Consider the following 23,030-nt stretch of genomic DNA (forward strand, 5'->3'; position numbering starts at 1 on the left):
CCGCTCGTTTTCGGAGGGCCAAGGATGGCCCTTCCGAAAACCCTCACCAAAAGCGAGAAGCGCAGGATTAAGGCGGAATGTCGGGTGGCCTTTCTTTTGGTGACTTTTCTTTGGCCAAGCAAAGAAAAGTCACTCGGCTGTCGGGCCGAGACCCGACTTCAAACAAACCCCGTCGCGGCAGCGACACCAAAACATGAAAACCATTCACCAAAACATCACCAAAATCCGCCGCGACTACAACGCCCTGGTCGCCAACGAAACCCTGGAAGACTACGCGTTACGCTATGCGCCGCGCAGCTTTCGCAAATGGTCTGAATTCCAGGTCGCCAATACTGCGTTTGGCTCGACCTCGTTTTTAGTTCTTGAAGCCATCGGCGGGTTTTTGTCGATCAACTACGGCTTTACCAACGCTTTCTGGGCCATCATCGCCGTCGGCATCGTCATTTTCATCACCTCGTTGCCGATCAGCTATTACGCCGCCCGGTTTCATATCGACATCGATCTGTTGACCCGTGCCGCCGGTTTCGGCTACATCGGCTCCACCGTTACCTCGCTGATTTACGCTTCGTTCACCTTCACGCTGTTTGCGTTGGAAGCGTCGATCATGTCGCTGGCGCTGGAATTGTATTTTCAGATTCCGTTGGCTTACGCCCATGTGGTCAGCGCGGTCATCGTGGTGCCGCTGGTCACCTTCGGTATCACTACCATCAGCCGGATGCAACTGTGGACCCAGCCGGTCTGGCTATTGTTGTTGATCGCGCCGTATATCGCGGTGGCGCGGGCCGAGCCGGAGGCGTTGATGACGCTGGAAACCTATTTCTGGATCGCCGGCAGCGGCCAGGGTTTCGATTGGTTGCTGTTCGGCAGCGCGGCGACGGTGGCCTGTTCGATGGTGGCACAGATCGGCGAGCAGGTCGATTTTCTGCGCTTCTTGCCGGATAAAACCGAGCAAAACAAATGGCGCTGGTGGGCGGCGATGTTGGCGGCCGGACCGGGTTGGGTGGTGTTCGGCGTGGTGCGGCAGTTGTTGGGGGCGTTGTTGGCGCACTTGGCGATCCGCCACGGTATCCCCGCCGAGCATGCCCACGAGCCGACCCAGATGTATCTGGTGGCTTACAACGAGCTATTCGACAATCCGGAATGGGCGTTGGCTGCCACTACCTTGTTTGTGGTGCTGAGCCAGCTCAAGATCAACGTCACCAACGCCTATGCCGGCTCGCTGGCCTGGTCCAATTTTTTCTCGCGCCTGACTCACAGCCATCCGGGGCGGGTGGTATGGTTGTTGTTCAACGTGCTGATTGCGCTGCTGTTGATGGAATTCGGCGTGTTCGGCGCGCTGGAGAAGGTGCTGGGTTTGTTTTCGAATATGTCGATCGCCTGGATCAGCACCGTCGCCGCCGAATTGATGATCAACAAGCCCTTGGGCTTGAGTCCGAAGGAAATCGAGTTCAAACGGGCTTATCTGTCCGATTTGAATCCGGTCGGTATGGTCTCGACTTTCGTCGCGTCGCTGGTATCGATTCTGGCTTATGTCGGTCTGTTCGGCGAGTGGCCCAAAGCCTTCTCGGCTTTGATCGCGCTGGGCTTGGCCTTTGCGCTGGCGCCGGCGCTGGCTTGGTTCAGCCAGGGCAAGCATTATCTGGCGCGCGACCGCGACGAGCGCAACCGCTACGCCCGTAACACCTGTTCGATTTGCGAGAACGAGTTCGAGCACGACGACGTGGCTTATTGCCCGGCTTACGGCGGCAGTATCTGTTCGCTGTGCTGCACGCTGGACGCCCGCTGCCTGGATAGCTGCAAGGTCGGATTCCGCTTCGACGATTACCTGGAACGGATGGCCAAATACGGCCTGCCCGAATTTCTGAGTCTGCATGCGCGGATGCGTTTGTTGCGTTTCGGTTTGTTATTCGGCTTTCTGGCGGTGCTGACCGGCATTTTCATCAGCATCATTTATTACCAGGATTTGCTCAGCATCCGCCGCGACGCCGGTGCGTTTCAATTGCTGCTGCATAATTTTCTGAAGATCTACGCCTCACTGTTGGTCTTCATCGGCCTGTGCACCTGGTGGCTGATTTTGAACGGCGAAAGCCGGCGCGTCGCCCACGAGGAGACTGCGAAACAAACCCAGTTATTGCTGCAGGAAATCGACGAGCACAAGAAGACCGACAGCAAACTGCAACAAGCGATGAAGCTGGCCGACAGCGCGAATCAGGCCAAAAGCCGCTTCCTGAGCAGCATGAGCCACGAGATCCGTTCGCCGCTGAACAGCATCATCGGCTACGCCCATATTCTGCATCAGGACCCGGAGATTCCGCCGCACCGCAAACAGGCCGTTGAAACCTTGAAGCGCAGCGGCGAGCATTTGTGCGCGCTGGTCGAGGACATCCTGGACATCGCCCGGATCGAGGCGCGCAAGTTCGAATTGAAATATCAAACCTTCAATTTCCCGGAGTTTATCGAGCATTTGGTGCATACCTACCGGGTCCAGGCCGAGGATAAAGGTTTGAGTTTCAATTGCCAGATCGGCAACCAGTTGCCGCAGCGGGTGCGCGGCGACGAGAAGCGGGTGGGGCAGATTCTGATCAATCTGTTGGGCAATGCGGTCAAGTTCACCGAGCAAGGCGAGATCGTGTTTCGCATCGGTTATAGCGGCGGCGTCGCCAGTTTTCAGGTCATCGACAGCGGTGCCGGGATTGATGAGGAACATTTGCAGAATATCTTCCAGCCGTTTACCCGCGTCAGCCAGCCGACTGGCAACGCCGTGGCCGGTGCCGGGCTGGGCTTGACCATCAGTAAAATCCTGACCGAGGTGATGGGCGGGGAATTGACAGTGAAAAGCCAGGTGGGCCAGGGCTCGACCTTTACCGTGCGCTTGCTGCTGCCCAGTCAGGGTGCCGATACCGAGCCGGATCAAGCCGCCGCGATCGCCGGCTACCGGGGTGCCAGACGCAGAATCATGGTGGTCGACGACCAGCGCGAGCACCGGGAGTTGTTGCTGGACATGCTGGAGCCGCTGGGTTTTTATCTGAGCGAAGCCGATTCCGGCGAGCAATGTCTGGAAAAAGTGGCCGAAGAGCGGCCGGATTTGATCTTGCTGGATATTTCGATGCGCGGCATGAACGGCATCGAAACCGCGATGCTGTTGCGGGAAGGCGGCTGTAGTATGCCGATCGTGATCCTGAGCGCGAATGCCTACGCCAGCGACCGGATGGCGGCGCTAAATGCCGGCTGCAACGATTTTCTGGCCAAGCCGATCCAGGTGCGGGAACTGATGCACAAGCTGAAACTCTATCTGGCCTTGACTTGGCTGTATCGCGACGAAGCGGTGCCGGCAGCCGATGCCGAGCGGGCGCTAGCGGTGCCGCCGGCGGAATTGCTGGCCGACTGCATCGACTGCGTGCGGATCGGCGATTTGATGGGCCTGAAAAAGGTCTTGCAACGTCTGTCGGTGCAACAACCACAATATGCGTTGTTTTTTGCCAAGTTGCTGAATCTGGCCAACGAATTCAAGTTGGGCCAAATTCGGCAATTGTTGAATATGAACAAACAGGAGGCAGGGCGATGATGGAAGCGGCTCTCAGCAACGGCACGGTATTGATCGTCGACGATACGCCGGGTAATTTGGCTTTGCTGTCCGATACGCTGTCGGAAGCCAATTACCGGGTGCTGGTCGCTACCGACGGCAGTTCGGCGCTGGAACAAATCCAATACGTCAAACCCGACATCATTTTGCTGGACGTGATGATGCCGGGCATCGACGGTTTCGAAACCTGTAGCCGGTTGAAAGCCGATCCGGCCACGGCGGCGATTCCGGTACTGTTCATGACCGGCCTCAGCGAATTGGAAAACTTGCTGCGCGGCTTCGGCGAAGGCGCGCTGGATTACATCGTCAAGCCGATCCGGCCGGCCGAAGTCTTGGCGCGGATCGAAGTACATCTGAGCCAGACCCGCAACCTGCTCCGAGCCGAACAATTGCTGAACCACGGCGAGTTTGCCGCGTTGGCGGTCGACGCCGGCGGCCAAATCCACTGGCGGACGCCGGCCGGGGCGCAATGGCTGGCGGATTTCAAGGCATTCCAGGGGCTGGACCTAGCGCTTGCCGGCGACAGTGTGTTGCCGGAGGGCATGCTGGGCTGGTTTCAACGCTGGTTGCGCCAGTCCGGCCGGACTGAGGCCGACTCGGAACCGCATCGGCTGGTGCCGGGATTTGCGGTCACAGTCAATGCCTGCGAACAGCCGGGCGAGTACCTGCTGCTGTTGCAGCGCGACGATGCGCAGTGGAGTCCGCAGACGCTACGTGAAAAACTGAAACTGACTTTTCGCGAAGCCGAAATTCTGATGTGGATTGCCCGCGGCAAGACCAATAAGGAGATCGGCATTATCCTCGGTACCAGTCCCCGCACCGTGAACAAACACCTGGAACATATCTTCGAAAAACTGGGCGTGTCGACCAGGGCGGCGGCGGTGGCGATGGCGATGCAGCAAGGTTGAGATGTTCGGCCGGCGGGCAATAAAAAGGCCTGAAGCCTTTTCGGCGACAGGCCTTTTTGTCAGGCTTGACCGGCTGCTGTTAAGGCATGTACATGCCGCCGTTGACGTGCAAGGTCTCGCCGGTGATGTAGGAGGCTTGTTCGGAGGCCAGGAAGGATACCGCGTGGGCGATTTCGTCCGGTTGGCCGAGGCGGCCCAGCGCGATTGAGCCGAGCAGGGCGGTTTTGATCTCTTCCGACAATTCTTTGGTCATGTCGGTGTCGATGAAACCCGGCGCAACGGTGTTGACGGTGATGCCGCGCGAACCGACTTCTTTGGCCATCGATTTGGCGAAGCCGACCATGCCGGCCTTGGCCGCGGCATAGTTGGTCTGGCCGGCGTTACCGGTCGAACCGACGACGGACGAGATATTGATGATGCGGCCGTAACGGGCTTTCATCATGCCGCGTAACACGGCTTTGCTCATCCGGAAGATCGAGGTCAGGTTGGTGTTGATGATGTCGTCCCATTCCTCGTCTTTCATCCGCATCAACAGGTTGTCGCGGGTGATGCCGGCGTTGTTGACCAGAACGGCCGGGGTGCCGTATGCGTCAGCGGTGGCCTTGATAAAGGCTTCGATGTCGGCGGCGTCGGCAACGTTCAGTTTATAGCCTTTGCCGTTATCGGCCAGGTAGGCGGAAATAGCCTCGGCACCGCTGTCGGAGGTGGCGGTGCCCAGTACGTAAAAGCCGTCTGCGACCAGTCTTTCGGCAATGGCCCGGCCGATGCCGCGGCTGGCGCCGGTAACGATGGCGGTTTTCTTATCCACGGAGTTGCTCCACAACGTTGTTGATGGTTTCGATGTCGTACAAGGTGAAGTGGGCGGCATCGGCGGCGATGCGCTTGTTCAAGCCCATCAGCACTTTGCCGGGGCCGCACTCGACGAAGGCGGTAACGCCTTGCTCGTGCATGAATTTGATGCTTTCCACCCAGCGCACCGGTTTGAATAATTGTTCTTTCAGCGCGTAGCGAATCACTTCCGGCGAGCCGTGCGATTTGACGTCGGCATTGTGAATCAGCGTGGTATTGGGCATGTCGACGTTCAGGCCTTGCAGAATCTCGTTGAGCTGGTCGGAGGCCGCTTCCATCAAGGCACAATGCGACGGTACGCTGACCGGCAGTTTCAAGGCGCGCTTGGCGCCCAGGGCTTTCAAGGCCTCAATGGCGCGGTCGACGGCGGCGGTTTGGCCGGCGATGACGACTTGGCCGGGCGCGTTGAAGTTGGCGGCGGCGACGATCTCGCCGTGGGCGACTTCAGTGCAAGTGTTGACCACTTGGTGGTCTTCCAGGCCCAGGATGGCGGCCATTGCACCTTCGCCGGCCGGTACCGCTTCCTGCATCAAGCGGCCGCGGGCGGCAACTAATTTGATTGCGTCGTCGAAGCCCAGTGCGCCGGAACACACCAGGGCGGTATATTCGCCCAAGCTGTGGCCGGCCATCCAGGCAGGGCGGATCGCCGATAGCTCGCACCAAGCCCGCCAGACGGCCACGCCGGCCGCCAGCATGGCCGGTTGGGTATTGTGAGTTTGATTGAGATCGGCTTCCGGGCCGTTGGCGACCAGATTCCACAAATCGAAACCCAGCGCGTCGGACGCTTGTTCGAAGGTTCGTTTCACCACCGGGGTGGCGTCCGCCAACGCGCCGAGCATGCCGACGGCTTGCGAGCCCTGGCCGGGAAAGACGAAGGCCAGGTTGTAACTTTGTTCGTTGATTGTCATCGTTAGTACCTCAGTAATGCGGAGCCCCAGGTGAAACCGGCGCCGAATGCTTCCATCAGCACGGTCTGGCCGCGTTGGATGCGGCCGTCGCGCACGCCTTCGTTAAAGGCGAGTAGCACCGATGCCGAGGAGGTATTGCCCTGGTTTTCCAAGGTCAGAATCACTTGATCCATCGACATGCCGAGTTTTTTCGCGGTGGCGGCTATGATGCGGGTATTGGCCTGATGGGGCACCAGCCAGTCGATATCGCTTTGCTGCAAGCCGTTTGCGGCCAAGGTTTCATCGACAATCCGGCCCAGCGTGTTGACCGCAACTTTGAACACTTCGTTACCGCGCATACTGATGAAGGCCGGCTCTTGCTGTTTGGCTTCGGCTGCCACTTGCGGGTTTGGGCAATACAACAGGTCTTCGTAACCGCCGTCGGAGTGAATATGAGTGGACAATATGCCGGGCTCAGCGCTGGCCGTCAGCAGGATCGCGCCGGCGCCGTCGCCGAATAGAATGCAAGTGCTGCGGTCGCTCCAGTCGACAATCCGTGAGCAGATTTCGCTACCGACCACCAGGACGTTTTTGGCGAAGCCGGTTTTGATGTATTGGTCGGCGATGCTAAGGCCGTAAACCGAACCGGAGCAGGCGGCCTGGATATCGAAGCCGACGCAGTGTTTGATGCCCAGTCGTTCCTGCAGCAGGCAGGCGGTGCTGGGATAGACCCGCTCCGGCGTGCCGGTGGCGACGACGATCATGTCGATGTCTGCGGCAGAGATACCGGCCATGGCTATGGCCTGGCGGGCGGCGATTTCGGCCATACTGGAGGCCGTTTCCTCCGGGCCGGCGATGCGGCGGCTTTTGATGCCGGTACGTTCGTAAATCCAGCTGTCGGAGGTGTCGACCATGTTGGAGATATCGTCGTTGGTGCGGACGATCGGCGGCAGATAGCCGCCGGTGCCGATTACCTTGGTCCAGCGGCTCATGAGGCGACCTTCTGCGCGAGCGCGACTTCCAGTTTTTCGCTGATTTTACGGATAACGCCTTGCGCCACTTCCAGTTCGGCCAGATGAATGGCAGTCTCGAAGGCCAGGGCGTCGGCGCCGCCGTGGCTTTTGATCACCAGTCCGCGCAAGCCGATGAAGCTGGCGCCGTTGTAGAGGCGCGGATCGATGCTGTCTTTGAATTGTTTCAGAACCGGGTAGGCCGCCAGACCGGCCAGTTTGGTCAGCCAGTTTTTCGAGAAACTATCTTTCAATTTGGAACCGATCATTTTTGCGGCGCCTTCGATCGATTTTAAGGCGACATTGCCGACGAAGCCGTCGGTGACGATCAAATCGACTTTGACGTTGCCGGCGTTGATCGAGTTACCTTCCACGTAGCCGATGTAATTTAGCGAGGAATTTTCCAGTAATTTGGCGGCAGCTTTGACTTGCTCGTTGCCTTTCATGTCTTCCTCGCCAATATTCAGCAAGCCGATACGCGGCCGCTCGATGTTCTCCACCGCTTTGACGACTTCCTCGCCCATCACGGCGAATTGATAGAGATGTTCGGCGCTGGAATCGACGTTGCCGCCCAAGTCCAGCATGTGGGTATGGCCGAAGGTCGAAGGCAGGGTGGAAATAATCGCGGGACGATCGATACCGGGGATCATTTTCAGCACGAAACGGGCGGTTGCCATCAGGGCTCCGGTGTTGCCGGCGCTGACGCAAGCGTCGGCTTTGCCTTCCTGGACCAGGTTGATCGCTACCCGCATCGAAGAATCTTTTTTGTTCTTCAGCGCTTTTTGCGGCGTTTCGTCCATTTCCACGACTTGTGAGGCGTGTTGAATGCTGATCCGGCCGGCAAATTCGGCAAGCGCCGGTTCCAGCAGTTTGCGCAGAACCGCCTCGTCGCCAACCATGATGAGATTCAGATCCGGATTTTTTCTTAAACAGGCCAGAGAGGCGGGAACCGTTACTTGCGGACCGAAATCCCCGCCCATGGCGTCGATTGAGAGAGTTGAGCTCACGCTTATGACTAACCCCATAAGTTAAAAGAAGCCAACTGTTGCCGAACAACAAGTTGGCTTTACCCAGAGACTATCGTGCTGCCGAAATGCGCCGTTTGTCTTCCCGGCCGCCGAGACCGAAAGCGCCGGTCCCGGTTCGCGGACCGGAGCGGTTTATTCGGTATAAATCCGGCGCGGGTAGATACCCGGCGGAACGCTACGATTAATCTTCTTCGTGTGCGCCGACGATTTGACGGCCTTTGAAATAACCGTCGGGTGTCATGTGGTGGCGCAGATGGGTTTCGCCGGTCAATGGGTCCTGGGCCAGGGTTTTGCCGACCAATGCATCGTGTGAACGACGTTGACCGCGTCTGGAACGCGATACTTTGCTCTTTTGTACTGCCATTTCAATCTCCAGTTTTTTTAAGTTTTGCTAAAACAGAAAAAGGGTTATTCGCCTTGATCTGACTATCGGTCGCGCCGTATTCGGCGTCTTCGGAACGGTTGCGTTCGATGCAGTCGAACGGGTGTCGCGGATAATCCGGCAACGCCAGTAGAATTTCGTCCTCGACCAAGGCGGTTAACGAAATCGTATCGCCGTCCAGCATTAACGGCTCGGAATCGTCCAGTTGCTTGGCTTCCTGTAGCGAAGACACAACAGACAATTTAAAGCTGATATCTACAGGCCATGCCAGCGCCTGCAGGCAGGATTGACACTCCAATTGGAGGTCGCCCCCTATATGGCCGGACACGGTAACCCGTTTACCCTCTTTGCCGAACTCGATGCGGACGGCCAAGACACCGCTACGGTCAACTACGCTATCGGTCAAGCGTTCGAGCGTAGCGATATTCAATTCTCCGGCCAATACGCTACGTCTTTCAGCGAACAGCAGAGGATCAATATGGTCGGGAAACTTATCTGACATAACTGTACAATCATACAGATATCAGACTGTTGCGTCAAACTGACAACTTGCTATTCCATGACCGAGACTAGTTCCATCGTGCTGGCATCCAGCTCCGCGTACCGTCGAGAGCTATTGAAAAAATTGGCTGTCGACTTCAATTGTTGCCCGGCGAACGTCGACGAAACGCCCCGGCCGAACGAGCCGCCAACGGATTTGGCACTGCGTTTATCCGTCGAAAAAGCGCTGGCAGTTGGCAGTATCCATCCCGCACATCTGGTGATCGGCTCCGACCAGGTGGCAGCGTTCGACGGCGAAATCCTGGGAAAGCCGGGGAATCGGGAGCGGGCAGTTGCCCAACTGCAGCGCCAATCGGGCAGAGTGGTGTCTTTCTACACCGGGCTTTGCGTATTGGATAGCGCCAGCGGACAGTATTTTACCGATCTGGTCGAGTGTGAGGTGCACTTCAAATCCTTAAGCCTGCAGCAGATCGAATATTACTTGGACATCGACCGTCCCTACGATTGCGCCGGCAGCTTCAAATCCGAATCCCTGGGTATCGCCTTGTTCGATAAAATTTGCGGCGAAGATCCGAATGCCTTGGTTGGCCTGCCCTTGATTAAATTGGCCGGTTTGCTGAAGAAATTCGGTGTCGACGTGCTGAACCCGGCGGCGGGTTAGGGCGGGCTGAATAAATCCAGCATTTGCGCTAAGTCCTGGTCGACTTGGTCGGCGATTTCCAGAATCTGTTCACGGCTGATTCGGACCAAGACCAGCGTTTGCTTCGCAAAACCGGTCGCAGTGGCTTGACGTTCGGTGGCCGATTTGCAGTCGGCCAGCCGGCAAGCAATGTGCAGTAGGTGCGAGTCCAGCTTATGCAGTAAAGCTTGCTCCGGTTCCAGGTAACAGCCTACTGTCTCGTACAGGGATTCGGGCAGGCCCCAGTTCTTCAATAATTCGCGGCCAACCTCGGCATGGGTGAAGCCGAGCAGGGCTTGTTCGAGGCCGGGAACCAAACGGCGGTCGCCGTTGGCGGCCAGCAGCGCCTGGCGGCTGGGTTCCGCCAAGCGGTGATAGAGCAGCAGCGAGCCGATATCGTGCAGCAGGCCGGCGATAAACAGCCGTTCGGCGTGCAAAACCGCGCAGCGCTTGGCCAAGGCCCGCACCAAAATCGCACAATGGATGCTGCGGCGCCAGAAACTGGCCATGTCCACCAATTCGCCCGGTATTTGCCGGAACCGGTCGGCGATGCAGGTTGCCACGACCAGGCTGTACAGGTCGTCGACGCCGATTACGGTAATGGCTCGCGACAATGTGTCTATCCGGGCCTGGAAGCCGTAGAAAGGACTATTGACGACGCGTAGCAGCCGCGCCGCAAGTACGGGGTCTTTTGCGATCACCGCGCCGATATCGGCTGGCGAATACCGCGAGTCCCGGATCATTTCATTCAGTTGGAAATAGATGTCGGGCAACGAGAACAGGTTTGTCGCGTCGGCGACCAGTTGCCTGATTGCGGCGACCTTCACTCAGCTTTTCCGATATAGCGACAGTACGTGCTGTACGTAGTTGCGGGTTTCCGGGTAGGGCGGCACGGCGTTGCCGTATTTCATCACCGCACCCTCGCCGGCGTTGTAACCGGCTACGGCCAAGGTCAAATTCGAGTTGAACATGGCCAGCAGGTCTTTCAAATAACGGGTGCCGCCGTCGACGTTCTGTTCGGCGTCGCGCCGGTCGGTTACGCCGTAGCGACGGGCGGTGTCAGGCATCAACTGCATCAAGCCCACTGCGCCGGCAGAAGATACTGCGTGCGGGTTGTAGGCCGATTCCGCTTGAATTACGGCGTGCAGCAGTTTCGGGTCCATTTGGTGTTTGGCTGCGGCTTTGGCAATCAAATCGTTGAATTTGAGTTTGTTGCCGGACATGTACTTCAAGTCGCGGCTATAGGTGCGCGGCCGGGTGCGGATGATCAGGCGGTAATCGAAGCCTTTTTTCGGCTCGTCGGTGTAATAAACCCGGCCGTCCGGGTCCACGTATTTATAGATATCCGCCCCGGAGTCGGCGATTGGCGCGAAGGATAAGATGGCGATCAGCAGGCGTTTCATCGCGTTACCCTCCCGAAATATCAGATCATTGCTGAACCGCGACCGAGCTGGCGGCCTGTACGGCCTTGGCCCGCGCCGCTTCGACCGTCTCGCCGGTCGCCAACGCGACGCCCATGCGCCGGGCGGCGAAGGCTTCCGGTTTGCCGAACAGGCGGACATCGGTATCCGGTATTGCCAAGGCTCGCTCTAATCCCTGGTAGCTAACCGCTTTGGCGTCGATGCCGCCCAGAATCACGGCGCTGGCAGCGGTTCTGTCCAGCGCTGTATTGACCGGTAAACCCAAAATCGCCCGGGCATGCAGATCGAATTCGCTCTGGCGTTGGCTGGCCATTGTGACCATGCCGGTATCGTGCGGCCGCGGGCTGACTTCACTGAACCAGACTTGGTCGCCGGCGACGAACAGTTCCACACCGAACAGGCCGAGTCCGCCCAAGGCATCGGTGACTTTGCCGGCGATTTGTTGCGCCAGCGCGATGGCATTTTCGCTCATGGCTTGCGGTTGCCAGCTCTCCCGGTAGTCACCGTGTTCCTGACGGTGGCCGATCGGTTCGCAAAAATAAGTCTGCACCCGGCCTTCCGCATCCAGCGCCCGTACCGTCAATAAGGTGATCTCGAAGTCGAAGTCGATTTTGGCTTCGACGATGACTTTGCCGGTATCGGTGCGGCCGCCGGCTTTGGCGTAATCCCAAGCCGCTTGCAATTGGTCTGCGCTTTTCACCATCGACTGGCCCTTGCCCGATGAGGACATGGTCGGTTTGACGAAACAAGGGTAACCGATGCCGCTATCCACGGCGGCTTGCAATTGCTCGAAGGATTCGGCAAAGGCGTATTTCGAGGTAGGCAAGCCCAATTCCGCGGCTGCCAGTTGGCGGATGCCTTCCCGGTTCATCGTCAATTGGATGGCGCGGGCATTTGGTACCACCGTGGTGTGCCCGGTTCGCTCAATTTCGGCTAGTGCATCGGTGGCGATCGCTTCCAGTTCCGGCACGATGAAGTGCGGTTGCTCCTGCGCGATCAAGGCCTTGACCGCCGCGGCATCGGTCATGTCGATCACATGGCGGCGGTGGGCCACCTGCATTGCCGGGGCGCCGGGGTAGCGGTCGACCGCTATCACTTCCACCCCGTAACGCTGCAGCGAGATCGCGATTTCCTTACCCAGTTCGCCGCTACCGAGCAGCAGGGCTTTGGTGGCGGTGGCAGTGTCGGGGGTACCTATGTTCATGAATTGGCTAGATAGTTATCGATATCTTGTTTGGAAAAGCCGATTTTCTTTGCTACCCGATCGGCATGGCTGACGCGGGAAATGCCGTCGATCAGCTTGAAGGTCGGCATGTCGTCGGCGAATTCCACTTGTTTCGGCGTCGCCACCCGGCGATTGACGAACACGTCGACCAATTGGTGGTTATGCGTAATCAGGATGGTGCTGTTCCCTTTGCGGTAAAAGCCGTCCAGCACGTCGATCGACGATTGCATTTTCTCTTCAAAAGTAGTGCCTTCCGCCATTTCGTCAAGCACGACCAGGCTGTTGCTGCTGGCTGCCAGGAAAATGTCGCGGGTGCGTTTCAACTCGGTGCCGAAGCGGCCTTCGCCGTCGTCGAGATGGCTGATTTCCGGCGCCTGGTAAAAAATCCGATCCGCTACGCTCAGTTTGGCGGCCCGGGCCGGCACGTAGCAGCCGATTTGGGCCAGCAATTGAATTTGAGTGACGGTTTTGCAGAATGCGGTTTTACCGCCGCTATTCGGCCCGGTGACGCAGACCAGCCGTTCCTCGCTCATGCTGAAATCGTTGCCGACGTAGTTTGGATTTTTGTGGCCGAGCACCGGATTCTTCGCGTCGTGCAATTCAATCGAGTGGCGGTCTCCCGCGGTCAACTCGGGCAATACGGTTTCGCTGCCGTAGTTCTCGGCATACTTGATAAAGGCTAACAGTTCGTCGAGCTGACCCAGGCCGTCCAGCAATTCGCCGAGCGCGGCAGAGTTTTTGTAGATCTCGCGTAGCGGAATGATGCAGTTGTCGCGGTCGTAGCCGCCGACCACCGGAATGTAAGCCAAGGCCAACGGCAGGAAGAATACCGAGGCTACAGACAGGCCGTCGCGGGTGACCTGGAACATGTCGCTGGGGAAAATCCGGGTCAAGCCCCAAATTGCGGCAACCAACATTGCGATCAGTAACGGTTTGAATAGTGTGGGCCGGAAAATCGTGGCCGGAGCAAACGAGTTTTTACGTTGTTCCTTGCTTTGCAGGCCTTTTTCGCTGTTGTAGACCGGGCCGACCATCAGCGAGTATTCGTTGCTTTGGGCGAAATTACCGATTTTGTCGAATACGCTTTGCAGATAAGGGCTTTGCGGCCGGCCGGAATTGTAAATGGCGCCGACCAGATTCAGCACCACGCGAATCCCGCGCACATATTGTTTGTAGCCGTAGCCCTCGATCTGATTGTCTTCGCGGGCGGTGCCGAAACCGCCCAGGAATTCGCCGAACAGCAGCAGATACAAGCGGTTTTCGCCGGCGGCGGCATTGGCCACAATGTTTTCGATGTTTTCCCGGACGGCAGGGTTGTCGCGAATTTCGCGCGCGGCGTCCTGTTTGGCGGCAATGGCTTCGCGGTCGTTCATGGGCTGAGCCAGCGAACGGTAGAGTACGGCTTGGCCGGCCAGGGTGCTGGCGTAATTGACGTTGTCGAACAGTTCGTCGACCTCGATCGTATTGAAGGCGCCCGGGTCGATCACTCCGGCACCGGTTGCCAGCGGTTCGGTAGAGCGGGCCTTCGGCCATTCGCCGTTCCAGCTTTGTAGAATGTTCTGTTGCATGCTGCCTCCCCCGTTTTTTATCGGCCGCAACGTCAGCGTGCGGTTCTTATTAACTCTAGCATCAGCTCGACGTGGGCGTCGCTGTCGTTCAGGCACGGAATGTAGCGGTAGCTTTCGCCGCCGGCTTCCAGAAACAGTTCGCGATTGGCGATTGCGATTTCTTCCAGCGTTTCCAGGCAGTCTACCGAAAATCCGGGACAGATCATGTCAATTTGGCGGATACCTTGTTTGGGTAATTCCTCCAGCACTTCTACGCAATAGGGTTTCAACCATTCCGCACGACCGAATCGGGACTGAAACACCAGTTTCCATTGCGTTTCGGTCAGGCCCAATTGCTCGGCAATCAAGCGGGCGCTGGTTTGGCATTGGTAATAGTAAGGGTCGCCCCATTCGGTCAATTTGGCCGGCAAACCGTGAAAGGACATTACCAGCAATTGCGCTTGGCCATTTTCCTGCCAATGCTGTTGCACCGACTCGGCGACAGCAGTGATATAAGCCGGGTGCTGGTGAAAATCGCTGATAAAACGCAGGCCGGGCATATGCCGCCAGTCGACGAATTCGTCGGCGACGATGTCGAAAATCGAGGCCGTGGTAGTCGACGAATACTGGGGGTAGAGCGGTAATACCACGATTTCGGTGACGCCTTGTTTTTTCAGATCCCTTAATTTGTCCCGCAAGGCCGGTTTGCCGTAGCGCATCGCGCAGTCGATGGCTAGCGACGGTCCGCCGTAACGCGCTTTCAGTTTTTCGGTCAATTGCTGGCTGAACACGATCAGCGGCGAACCTTGCTCGGTCCAGATCGATTGGTAGGCATGGGCGGATTTGCGCGGCCGAAACGGCAGCACGAACAGATTCAATATCAGCCACCACAGCGGCCGCGGCAGGTTGACGACCCGTGGGTCGCCCAGGAACTCGCGCAGGAAACGCCTGACGTCTCCGGTTTTCGGCGAAGCCGGCGAACCGAGATTGACCAGCAAGACGCCGGTTTTGTTGGCAGGAGTTTCGCTCATCGGGCTATTTTCGGTTGATCAGATTGAGGAACTCGGAGCGGGTGCTGATTTCCTGGCGGAAAATGCCGCTCATCACCGAGGTGGTCATCACCGAGTTTTGTTTTTCGACGCCGCGCATCATCATGCATAGATGTTTAGCTTCGATCACGACCGCGACGCCGCGGGCGTCGATAGCGGTTTCCACCGCGTCGGCGATTTGCCGGGTCAGTTGTTCCTGGATCTGTAGCCGGCGGGCGTACATGTCGACGATGCGCGCCAATTTCGACAAGCCCAGTACCTTGCCTTGCGGCAGGTAACCGATGTGGCATTTGCCGATGAAGGGCAGCAGATGGTGTTCGCACAGCGAATACAGTTCGATGTCCTTGACGATGACCATGTCTTCGGTATCGGCTTGAAAAATGGCCCCGTTCAAGACGTCGTCCAGGTTTTTTTCGTAACCGTTGTTCAGGAACTTAAAGGCTTTCGCGGCCCGTTTCGGCGTATCGCGCAAACCTTCCCGGTTCACGTCTTCGCCTATTGCCTGAATGATTTTGGAGAAATATTCTTCCATCGCCGCCCCTGGGTAAAAAAATGCCGTGAGTATACAGGATCAAAAAGTAAATGCCAGAGCGTCCAAAATCACCTCAAAACCGGCGCCGGGTTTGCCGGCATTCTCGCTCAGATGCCGGCGCCAGGCCCGGGCCCCGTCCACGCCGTGGAACAAGCCGAGCATGTGCCGGGTGATGTTATGCAGACGTTGGCCTGACCGAATTTGCTGTTCTATGTAATCCTGCATCGCCATCACGATCTGCTGCCGGCTGGGTAGCGGCCGTTCATCCCGGAAAATCCGAGCGTCGACCTGCACCAGCAGGAACGGGTTATGGTAAACCTCGCGGCCGAGCATGATGCCGTCGACTTGGCTCAATAAGGCTTCGGCCGCATCCAGAGTATTAATGCCACCATTTATCACAATCTCAAGTTCCGGAAAATCTTGCTTCAACTGGAACACCACGTCATAACGCAAGGGCGGAATCTCGCGGTTTTCTTTCGGAGACAGCCCGGACAGCCAAGCCTTGCGGGCATGGACGATGAAGGTTTTACATCCGGCACGGGCGACTGTCGCGATGAAATCGACCAATTCGGTATAGGAGTCGCGGTCGTCGATGCCGATGCGGGATTTGACCGTCACCGGAATCGAAACCGCATCGCGCATGGCCGCGACACAGTCGGCGACCAGTTGCGGTTCGGCCATCAGGCAGGCGCCGAAGCGGCCGTTTTGCACCCGGTCGCTGGGGCAGCCGACGTTTAGATTGATTTCATCATAGCCATAGCGGGCGCCAATTTTGGCGCATTGCGCCAGTTCCTGTGGATTGCTGCCGCCCAATTGCAAGGCAACCGGGTGTTCGGCTGCGTCGAATTGCAAATGCCGTTCGGCATTACCTTGCAATATTGCGCCGGTGGTCACCATTTCGCTATACAGCAGAGCATGCCGGCTTAATAAGCGGTGAAAATAACGGCAATGGCGATCGGTCCAGTCCAACATCGGCGCGACGCTGAACCGGGATGCCGCAAACGGCGGCGGGACGGACGGGGTATTTGTCATACTGTGTTTGGTTAATTTCGGCTGGAATCAGGGTTTGCTCCAGCGGGCGGCGGGGTCGTTTCGGCTAAATTTTTACAAAGGCATTCCTGCGGCTACCGACTATTATTGTACACAGGAGATACGGGATATTTTGGGTTAAGATCGATGCATGACGGAGCGATGGGCCCACTTGTGGTGCAGGGTTAAGTCTTTAGGCTTAGCCATGAGGAGGCGTTTTTGTGCGGCTTTGCCCCCATTTGTGCGTTCCGGAGAGCTGATGTAGTATTCGATTTTAGAGTTAGCGCCCTTGTTAGACGCTTTACCCCGGCTGGTCCAGTATCGCTCGAGTCCGGTACCTGGTGCAGTCAGCCCGGACGGGCTGCCCAAGTCGATCTTGTTCGATCCCCGCGGCGGATTTTCGCGATCGATAGAATTTCAATTTTCGCTTTACATGCCTACCAACATTAATAAACAAAAACAGCGCAGGTACATTCGCTATCCGATCGAGCTGGAAGCCGTGTTGGTGGTCGATAACCGTTTGCAGTTCGACGCAGTGATTTTGGATTTTTGCTTGGGCGGATTTTTCTTGGCGCTGAAGGCGCCCGAGCAAATACCATTGGACAAAGCGGTGAAAATCCAGTTTTCCCTGGATTCGGCGGTCAACGGCGAGAAATATCGGATCGATGCCCGCGCCTTACATGTTGCCGGCGGTGGCATCGGCGTCGCGGTCGAGGATATGCCGCGGGATACGTTTAATGCATTGAAAAAATATGCCAGCGCGCCATTGAATGCGTTGTTGGCACCCGGAAACCTGAACCAGCCGGGTAAGTTGGATCAGGAGAAGTTGAGAAATCTGTTCAAGGTGTTCTTGATCGAAAACCTGCCGCCGGTGCTGAACCACTATTACGAGATGGTGGGCAACTATATCGCCGACTCCAGTCAATACAGCGAATGCTTTACCAATCAGTCGATGCTCGACGATTTAATCACGGTATTGAAAACCGGGCGGGAAACATTTATAAGCGAATTCTGTACTTCGGTATTGTCCCATGTCGACGGCATTGCCCGGAACGAGCCCGATAAAGAGCGTTTGATTCCCGACTACAACGTGCTTTCCCTGGTCGAGAAAGAGGACTTCGAAGACTGGCTGAATATGTCGTTGATCATCAGAAAGCTGGCTAACCATTACGACGAGCAAATCAATCTGGTCGCCGGCGAGATCGGCCGGATATTCGGTTTCAGCGAGAGTGGCGTCGTTAACCCCCTCAGCCCAGCGGTGTTGTGCGACAGTTTTCGCGAGTTGGTGATCCAGCTGGATTTGACGCGGAAAATCAATAGTCTGGTCTATAGCGCATTCGGCAAGGTGCTATTCAATGACTTGAACGGCGTTTACCAGAAAACTTACATGTTTTTGTCGCGGAACCAATCTGCGGACAAGAGAACTCCGCGGCAGCCGCATTGGAGCGATATCGGCAAATCCAGGGGGCTAGGCGGAGGGAACGTCGCCGACCGCTCAGGGCTCGGCGAACAGCAAACGCCCACTGAATTGAGTCAGGTAACGGGAGGCGGCGACACTCGGGAACGGCGGCCGCTAGGCCAGGTCGCGGCGACGTTGCTGGATTTGTTGACCGAGACCGGCATCGACTATCCCGAGCTTGCCGCACCTGCCGCGACCGCGCGCCAGGCGTCGGCCGCGGCGCTGTTCGACCGCGATGAAATTGCCACGGCCATCGCCCGGTTGCAGGAAAATCTGGCCGGAGAACCCAAGTTGCACTGGGATGCGTCGCTGCTGAAAAAGCGCTTGCAGGATACGCTGAGCGGCTTGGGGCTGGGGGCGAAATCGATTTCCGCGTCCGATATGCAACATCTCGATCTCTATGGCCGGTTTTTCGAAACCTTGTTCAACGACGTGGCGCCCGAGTCCGAGATCAAACCGGCGCTGGAACGTATCCACTTGCCTTTACTGTCTCTGGCATTGCGCGGCGACGATTTTTTAAACGCCGATTTACATCCGGTAAAAAGCATTTTGAACCAATTGTCGGTATTGGAGCCGGCGGTCAAAAGTAATCGGGTGGTAAAAAATATCAATATTAAAACCGCGGTAGACGATATTGTTGCCCGGATCAATAGCGAATCTCAAACCAACCCCGAGGTCTTCAAGCAAGCCGAGCGCGAGTTGGGCGAACTTACCCGGCAAGTGACCCGATCGGTCGATACCAATGTCAAACGCATCATAGAAACTTACGAAGGCCAACAGAAGCTGGAAAAGGCCCGGCATTCGGTACAGGACGAAATCGACAAGCGTATTGCCGGCCGGGTGGTGCCTAAAGTCATCCCGGAATTATTGCAATACGGCTGGCAACACCTGCTGCTGATCGCCGAATTGAACTGCGAACGTAAACCCGAGGAAAAACGCACCTATTTGAAGGTGTTCGACGATCTATTGTTCTGGCTGTTCGAACAGGATTCGATGCTGAAAATTCAGGCGGCGACGATCCAGACCACGCTGGATTACGTCAAGGAGCAGTTGACCTCGGTATGTACCAACGTGTTTTTACTGGACAGTGTGGTCGATGAATTGACCGCGTTGTTGCTGGGTAGCGGCGACCCGAAGGTACGCAAACCGGTCGAGACGGTCAGAATTCCGCCGGCCGATACCGGAAGTCATAAAGAACGCCCGCTCAAGGAAGACGCCTGGATGGCGCAGGTCGAGCAGCTCAGTGTTGGCGATTGGTTTACCTTGCTGCGCGACGGCCAAGGCTTCGAATCGATGAAATTGGTGTGGGTCGGTGATTTGTTGCAATTGTATGTGTTCGTTAATCGAGACGGGCTGAATAAATTGGAGTTGAGCCGGGAGGAGCTGGCCGACCTGATGCGTAAAGGCGAAGCCATAAAAATGGAAAGTCTGGATTCGCCCTTGGTCGACAGAACGACCAATTTGATGCTGCAGAAGATGCATGAAAAACTGCTGTTCAATGCCACGCACGATCCGGTGACCGAACTGTTTACCAGGGACGAGTTCAGTAAGCAGCTCAAAAACGAGACCGCCAGAATCGGTGAAGCCCACCATATGCTGTGTCATATGGAAGTCTTGGATTTGCGGGTGATCGCCAATATTTGCGGCACTGCCGGGGTCGAGCAATTGTTGAAGAGTTTGGCGGCAACGTTATCGCAACACGTCGAACACAACGATTTGCTGGCGCGGTTGGGCGATGAATCGTTCGCGATTTTGTTCAAAAACTGTTCCGCGGCGGAGGGTTTGGCGTCGGCGCGTAAGCTGGTGAAAGTGGTTAACGAGGCACATTTTCAATGGCAGGAAAGCAGCTTTTCGATCAGCGTCAGCCTGGGTTTGGTGCCGTTCGCCGCCGAATGCTACGACGTACAGGAATTGCTGCGGCGGGCGGATTCAGCCAGCATGTCGGCCGAACGCTCAGGGCCGAACAATGTATTGGTGTTTTCCAGCGACGACGAGAATTTGCGTTATCAGGAAAAACTGCACGAATGGATCGGCCGGATCGACAAAGTTTTTGCCGAAAACCGTTTGTTTGCCCGTTGCCAGATGATCGCAGGCACCGATCCCGTCACCGCCAGCCATTTGCATTACGAGATATTGCTTGGCGTCACCGGCGAGGACGGCAACGTCATTGCCCCCGACCATTTCATCCCTGCGGTGGAACGTTGTCAGCGCATGCCGGAAATCGATCAATGGGTGGTCAGCAATGTATTCGACTGGATCGGTAACAATCGCGAGTTATTCAATAGAATCGACGGTTTCTCGATCAATCTGTCCGGGCAGTCGATCAATAGTGAGGATTTTCTGGAGTTTCTGAAATCGGTGTTGGCGGCAGGCAGCGTACCTTGCGAAAAAATCACGTTCGAAATCACTGAAACCGTGGCGGCGGAAAATTTGGGATTTACCAAGAAATTTATCGGCGCGATCAAACAGTTCGGCTGTAAATTTTCGCTCGACGATTTCGGTTCCGGATACTCGTCCTATTCCTACCTGAAAAATCTCAACGTCGATTATCTGAAGATAGACGGCGCTTTTGTCAAAGACATGCATAACAACAAGGCCGACGTTGCCATTGTCAAGTCGATGAACGAAATTGCTCATTCCATGGGCTTGCAAACTATCGCCGAATACGTCGAGAACGACGAAATCAGGACGCTATTGAAAGGGATAGGGGTGGACTTTTGCCAGGGCTACGGCATCGAAAAGCCGATCCGGCTGCTGGAATTGAGCGAAAAGCTGCCGCCCAGCGAGTCGTTTTCGTTCGAAAACGTCGAATTTTGGGGATTTTGATCGCTGTGAAATCCGCCAGTTACCGGCCGGCGGAACCCTGTCGCGGCCGGTAGTTCGGGCTTATACCTTGAATTGCGACACCGCTTGTTCCAGTTCCTTGGCCAGATCGGTCAATTCTATGCCGGATTTCAGCGAGGCCCTTGCGGTATCGACGCCGGTTTCGGCGATCTCGGTGATCTTGATCACGGTATGGCTGACTTCCTCGGTCACCGCATTTTGTTGCTCGGCAGAGGTGGCGATCTGGGTGTTCATCGTGCTGATGGTCGCCACCGACTGGGTAATTGCGCCCAGGGCCTGACCCGATGCCTGAGCTTTTTCCACGCTCTGTTCGGCCAGTGTTCGGCTGGCATTCATCGCGACGACGGCTTGTTTCGAGCCTGATTGCAGCTTTTCTATCATGCTCTGGATTTCGCTGGTCGATGACTGCGTGCGGCTGGCCAGCGTACGTACTTCGTCGGCGACCACGGCGAAGCCGCGGCCGTGTTCTCCGGCGCGGGCCGCTTCAATCGCCGCGTTCAGCGCCAGCAGATTGGTTTGTTCGGAAACGCTGCGAATCACATCCAGAATGCTGCTGATGTCGTTGACGTGGTTTTCCAGATTGCTGACCGTTCCCGCCGCATCGGCAATTTCTCGGGCCAGTGCGTTTATCGAGCCGACTGCCTGCTGCACTACGGTCTGCCCGGCGCGGGCTTGGCGGTCGGTTTCCGCCGCGGCTCCGGCCGCCTGCGAAGCATTGCGGGCCACCGCTTGCACCGCAGCAGCCATTTCCGTCATGGCCGACGCAACCTGTTCGATATATTCTTTTTGCGACTGAGCCCCGGCTGAGTTGTTCTCTACGGCCCGCAGCAGTACTTCGGCATTCCGTTGTAAGGTTTGCGAGTAGCCGCTGACCTTGCCGACAATTTTGTGAATACTTTCTGCGGCGTGGTCGAAGTCTTGCGCCATGACGCCGATTTCGTCGCTGGGCGAGAATCGGGTGCGGACGGTGAGGTTGCCGGTGCCGAAGGCTTTGGCGAATTTGCTGAGCGCATTGATCGAATTGACTATGTTAGTCGGCACGGTGAACGCCATCCCGACGCCGATGACAATGCCCAAGATCAGACACACCACGATGATGGTATTGGCCTGGCCGACCAGAGCCACGGTTTTGCCGGCGATTTCCTGAGCTTTACTCCAGCCGTCCTGTTCCGCGGCGGCGGCCGATTGCCGGGCGCTGGCGGCGATTTGGTCCATTTTGGCGACGATTTGTTTCAGGCGGGTGTCGTTGTCGATCCATTGCGCCGCGGCGTTTTGGTATTTTGCGGTTTCGGCCCGAGCTTTATCGATGCGTTCGTGTTCGGTCGGTTCGGGCGTAATTGCGGCGAGTTTGTCGTACAACACCATCAATGCCGGTAATTCCTGCTGCATTTGTTGGTAATACTGGCGGTCCTTGTACAGCCGTTCTTCCTTTTCGTGTTGAATGATGGTCTGCGCCAGCGACTTGATGCGGTTGACCAGAATGTATTTTTGTACCTTGCCGTTCAGTTCGGTCTGGCTGGCGCCGTTTTCCAACAGTTTGGCATATTCCGTTTCTTGCTTTTCGGCAAAGGCGTCGGCTTCGGCCAGTACCGCTCTGCCGCTGTTGACCATGGTGTCGACCGCTTGCCGATTGTTTTTCAATGCGGCGACGCCGTTATCGTATAACTCGCGGAAATCTTTGACATTGTTGCGCACCGACGCCGATTGTTCCAACAAGGCTTTATCGGAGAAGGTGTTGCCTATCCTGTCGACTTTGTTCAGGTTATCGTCCATGGTGTTCAACACCTGCTTGGCGCGGGTATAGGTTTCCTCGCGTTCGTAGAGCAGGTAATTGAGCTGTTCTATCGTCGCGTCGTAGGCGCCGGCGTGCACGTCGACGGCCAGTTTAACGGCCGGCACCTTCCATTCTGCGATTTCGTCGAGACTTGATCCCAACCGGCCGATATAGATCCAGGCTAACAGCCCGAATATGACTAAGATCAGGACCAGAGCCGAAAAGCTGGCGATCAATTTGTTCCGTATGGTTAGTTGCATTAAAGATTTTCCAAAGGTTGAAGGCGTATCAGACGGCTGCTAGGCTAGACAATTCGCCGGCTT

The 23,030-nt window shown here is 56.7% G+C and carries 18 protein-coding genes; 4 read left to right on the top strand and 14 right to left on the bottom strand.

From position 1 onward, the window contains the following. The first annotated feature begins 193 nt into the window (after positions 1 to 193). Both AC0IM9_RS14015 and AC0IM9_RS14020 read left to right on the top strand, forming a co-directional pair. On the top strand, positions 194 to 3,565 hold the full coding sequence (locus AC0IM9_RS14015) for a hybrid sensor histidine kinase/response regulator (RefSeq protein WP_482804422.1): 3,372 nt from the start codon (positions 194 to 196) through the stop codon (positions 3,563 to 3,565). Then, positions 3,562 to 4,491: a response regulator gene (locus tag AC0IM9_RS14020; RefSeq protein ID WP_140912147.1), complete on the top strand. Its 930-nt coding sequence runs from the start codon at positions 3,562 to 3,564 to the stop codon at positions 4,489 to 4,491. The genes AC0IM9_RS14015 and AC0IM9_RS14020 overlap by 4 nt, the downstream gene beginning before the upstream one ends. A 79-nt stretch (positions 4,492 to 4,570) precedes the next feature. Here AC0IM9_RS14020 and fabG read toward each other — a convergent pair whose 3' ends face one another. The 6 genes from fabG to AC0IM9_RS14050 all read right to left on the bottom strand — a co-directional run bounded on the left by fabG (position 4,571) and on the right by AC0IM9_RS14050 (position 9,149). Then, positions 4,571 to 5,299 (bottom strand): 3-oxoacyl-ACP reductase FabG, encoded by a 729-nt coding sequence (gene fabG, locus AC0IM9_RS14025; RefSeq protein ID WP_482804423.1) that lies wholly within the window; start codon positions 5,297 to 5,299, stop codon positions 4,571 to 4,573. Beyond that, complete coding sequence (gene fabD, locus AC0IM9_RS14030) at positions 5,292 to 6,242, bottom strand: ACP S-malonyltransferase (protein WP_482804446.1); 951 nt, start codon at positions 6,240 to 6,242, stop codon at positions 5,292 to 5,294. Before fabD ends, fabG begins: the two co-directional genes overlap by 8 nt. Positions 6,243 to 6,250: 8 nt before the next feature. Beyond that, positions 6,251 to 7,219: a beta-ketoacyl-ACP synthase III gene (locus tag AC0IM9_RS14035; protein WP_482804424.1), complete on the bottom strand. Its 969-nt coding sequence runs from the start codon at positions 7,217 to 7,219 to the stop codon at positions 6,251 to 6,253. Further along, positions 7,216 to 8,244, bottom strand: a complete 1,029-nt coding sequence (gene plsX, locus AC0IM9_RS14040) for a phosphate acyltransferase PlsX (RefSeq protein ID WP_482804425.1) — start codon at positions 8,242 to 8,244, stop codon at positions 7,216 to 7,218. The genes AC0IM9_RS14035 and plsX overlap by 4 nt, the downstream gene beginning before the upstream one ends. Before the next feature lie 202 nt (positions 8,245 to 8,446). After that, on the bottom strand, positions 8,447 to 8,629 hold the full coding sequence (gene rpmF / locus AC0IM9_RS14045) for a 50S ribosomal protein L32 (protein WP_054763470.1): 183 nt from the start codon (positions 8,627 to 8,629) through the stop codon (positions 8,447 to 8,449). Between the two features lies 1 nt (position 8,630). After that, complete coding sequence (locus tag AC0IM9_RS14050; RefSeq protein WP_482804426.1) at positions 8,631 to 9,149, bottom strand: YceD family protein; 519 nt, start codon at positions 9,147 to 9,149, stop codon at positions 8,631 to 8,633. 57 nt (positions 9,150 to 9,206) lie between these two features. On the opposite strand from AC0IM9_RS14050, the gene AC0IM9_RS14055 reads away from it, so the two are divergent. Then, complete coding sequence (locus tag AC0IM9_RS14055; protein ID WP_140912152.1) at positions 9,207 to 9,809, top strand: Maf family protein; 603 nt, start codon at positions 9,207 to 9,209, stop codon at positions 9,807 to 9,809. On the opposite strand, the gene AC0IM9_RS14060 is transcribed toward AC0IM9_RS14055, so the two are convergent. The 7 genes from AC0IM9_RS14060 to dusA are packed head-to-tail and all read right to left on the bottom strand — an operon-like array spanning position 9,806 to position 16,633. After that, a complete protein-coding gene (locus AC0IM9_RS14060) occupies positions 9,806 to 10,654 on the bottom strand; it encodes an HDOD domain-containing protein (protein ID WP_482804427.1) in 849 nt (282 codons plus the stop codon). The two genes, AC0IM9_RS14055 and AC0IM9_RS14060, sit on opposite strands and share 4 nt — an antisense overlap. Then, positions 10,655 to 11,230 carry a lytic transglycosylase domain-containing protein gene (locus AC0IM9_RS14065; RefSeq protein ID WP_140912154.1) on the bottom strand — a complete coding sequence of 192 codons (576 nt, stop codon included), beginning with the start codon at positions 11,228 to 11,230 and terminating at the stop codon, positions 10,655 to 10,657. A gap of 25 nt (positions 11,231 to 11,255) precedes the next feature. Then, positions 11,256 to 12,452, bottom strand: coding sequence for a formate-dependent phosphoribosylglycinamide formyltransferase (gene purT, locus AC0IM9_RS14070; RefSeq protein WP_482804428.1), 1,197 nt, complete (start codon positions 12,450 to 12,452; stop codon positions 11,256 to 11,258). Then, complete coding sequence (locus AC0IM9_RS14075) at positions 12,449 to 14,041, bottom strand: MutS-related protein (protein WP_482804429.1); 1,593 nt, start codon at positions 14,039 to 14,041, stop codon at positions 12,449 to 12,451. The genes purT and AC0IM9_RS14075 overlap by 4 nt, the downstream gene beginning before the upstream one ends. 32 nt (positions 14,042 to 14,073) lie before the next feature. After that, entirely contained in the window at positions 14,074 to 15,051 is a 978-nt protein-coding gene (hemH, locus tag AC0IM9_RS14080) for a ferrochelatase (RefSeq protein ID WP_482804430.1), read from the bottom strand. Positions 15,052 to 15,055: 4 nt separating this feature from the next. Continuing rightward, entirely contained in the window at positions 15,056 to 15,601 is a 546-nt protein-coding gene (gene folE, locus AC0IM9_RS14085; RefSeq protein ID WP_140912158.1) for a GTP cyclohydrolase I FolE, read from the bottom strand. A gap of 39 nt (positions 15,602 to 15,640) precedes the next feature. Continuing rightward, positions 15,641 to 16,633 carry a tRNA dihydrouridine(20/20a) synthase DusA gene (dusA, locus tag AC0IM9_RS14090; RefSeq protein WP_140912159.1) on the bottom strand — a complete coding sequence of 331 codons (993 nt, stop codon included), beginning with the start codon at positions 16,631 to 16,633 and terminating at the stop codon, positions 15,641 to 15,643. A gap of 430 nt (positions 16,634 to 17,063) precedes the next feature. Here dusA and AC0IM9_RS14095 point away from each other — a divergent pair, with 430 nt between their 5' ends. Then, positions 17,064 to 20,915 (top strand): DUF1631 family protein, encoded by a 3,852-nt coding sequence (locus AC0IM9_RS14095; RefSeq protein WP_140912160.1) that lies wholly within the window; start codon positions 17,064 to 17,066, stop codon positions 20,913 to 20,915. A 60-nt stretch (positions 20,916 to 20,975) separates the two neighbouring features. Here AC0IM9_RS14095 and AC0IM9_RS14100 read toward each other — a convergent pair whose 3' ends face one another. Next, complete coding sequence (locus AC0IM9_RS14100; RefSeq protein WP_482804431.1) at positions 20,976 to 22,967, bottom strand: HAMP domain-containing methyl-accepting chemotaxis protein; 1,992 nt, start codon at positions 22,965 to 22,967, stop codon at positions 20,976 to 20,978. Positions 22,968 to 23,030: the final 63 nt, after the last annotated feature.

Source organism: Methylomonas sp. Uni0011 (assembly GCF_056850255.1).

What these genes read in the sequence shown, in the direction of transcription:
- AC0IM9_RS14065 (WP_140912154.1), bottom strand. Translation starts at nt 11,230, where the DNA reads ATGAAACGCCTGCTGATCGCCATCTTATCCTTCGCGCCAATCGCCGAC.
- AC0IM9_RS14100 (WP_482804431.1), bottom strand. Translation starts at nt 22,967, where the DNA reads ATGCAACTAACCATACGGAACAAATTGATCGCCAGCTTTTCGGCTCTG.
- purT (WP_482804428.1), bottom strand. Translation starts at nt 12,452, where the DNA reads ATGAACATAGGTACCCCCGACACTGCCACCGCCACCAAAGCCCTGCTG.
- AC0IM9_RS14075 (WP_482804429.1), bottom strand. Translation starts at nt 14,041, where the DNA reads ATGCAACAGAACATTCTACAAAGCTGGAACGGCGAATGGCCGAAGGCC.
- rpmF (WP_054763470.1), bottom strand. Translation starts at nt 8,629, where the DNA reads ATGGCAGTACAAAAGAGCAAAGTATCGCGTTCCAGACGCGGTCAACGT.
- hemH (WP_482804430.1), bottom strand. Translation starts at nt 15,051, where the DNA reads ATGAGCGAAACTCCTGCCAACAAAACCGGCGTCTTGCTGGTCAATCTC.
- dusA (WP_140912159.1), bottom strand. Translation starts at nt 16,633, where the DNA reads ATGACAAATACCCCGTCCGTCCCGCCGCCGTTTGCGGCATCCCGGTTC.
- AC0IM9_RS14015 (WP_482804422.1), top strand. Translation starts at nt 194, where the DNA reads ATGAAAACCATTCACCAAAACATCACCAAAATCCGCCGCGACTACAAC.
- AC0IM9_RS14020 (WP_140912147.1), top strand. Translation starts at nt 3,562, where the DNA reads ATGATGGAAGCGGCTCTCAGCAACGGCACGGTATTGATCGTCGACGAT.
- AC0IM9_RS14095 (WP_140912160.1), top strand. Translation starts at nt 17,064, where the DNA reads ATGCCTACCAACATTAATAAACAAAAACAGCGCAGGTACATTCGCTAT.
- AC0IM9_RS14055 (WP_140912152.1), top strand. Translation starts at nt 9,207, where the DNA reads ATGACCGAGACTAGTTCCATCGTGCTGGCATCCAGCTCCGCGTACCGT.
- AC0IM9_RS14035 (WP_482804424.1), bottom strand. Translation starts at nt 7,219, where the DNA reads ATGAGCCGCTGGACCAAGGTAATCGGCACCGGCGGCTATCTGCCGCCG.
- folE (WP_140912158.1), bottom strand. Translation starts at nt 15,601, where the DNA reads ATGGAAGAATATTTCTCCAAAATCATTCAGGCAATAGGCGAAGACGTG.
- AC0IM9_RS14050 (WP_482804426.1), bottom strand. Translation starts at nt 9,149, where the DNA reads ATGTCAGATAAGTTTCCCGACCATATTGATCCTCTGCTGTTCGCTGAA.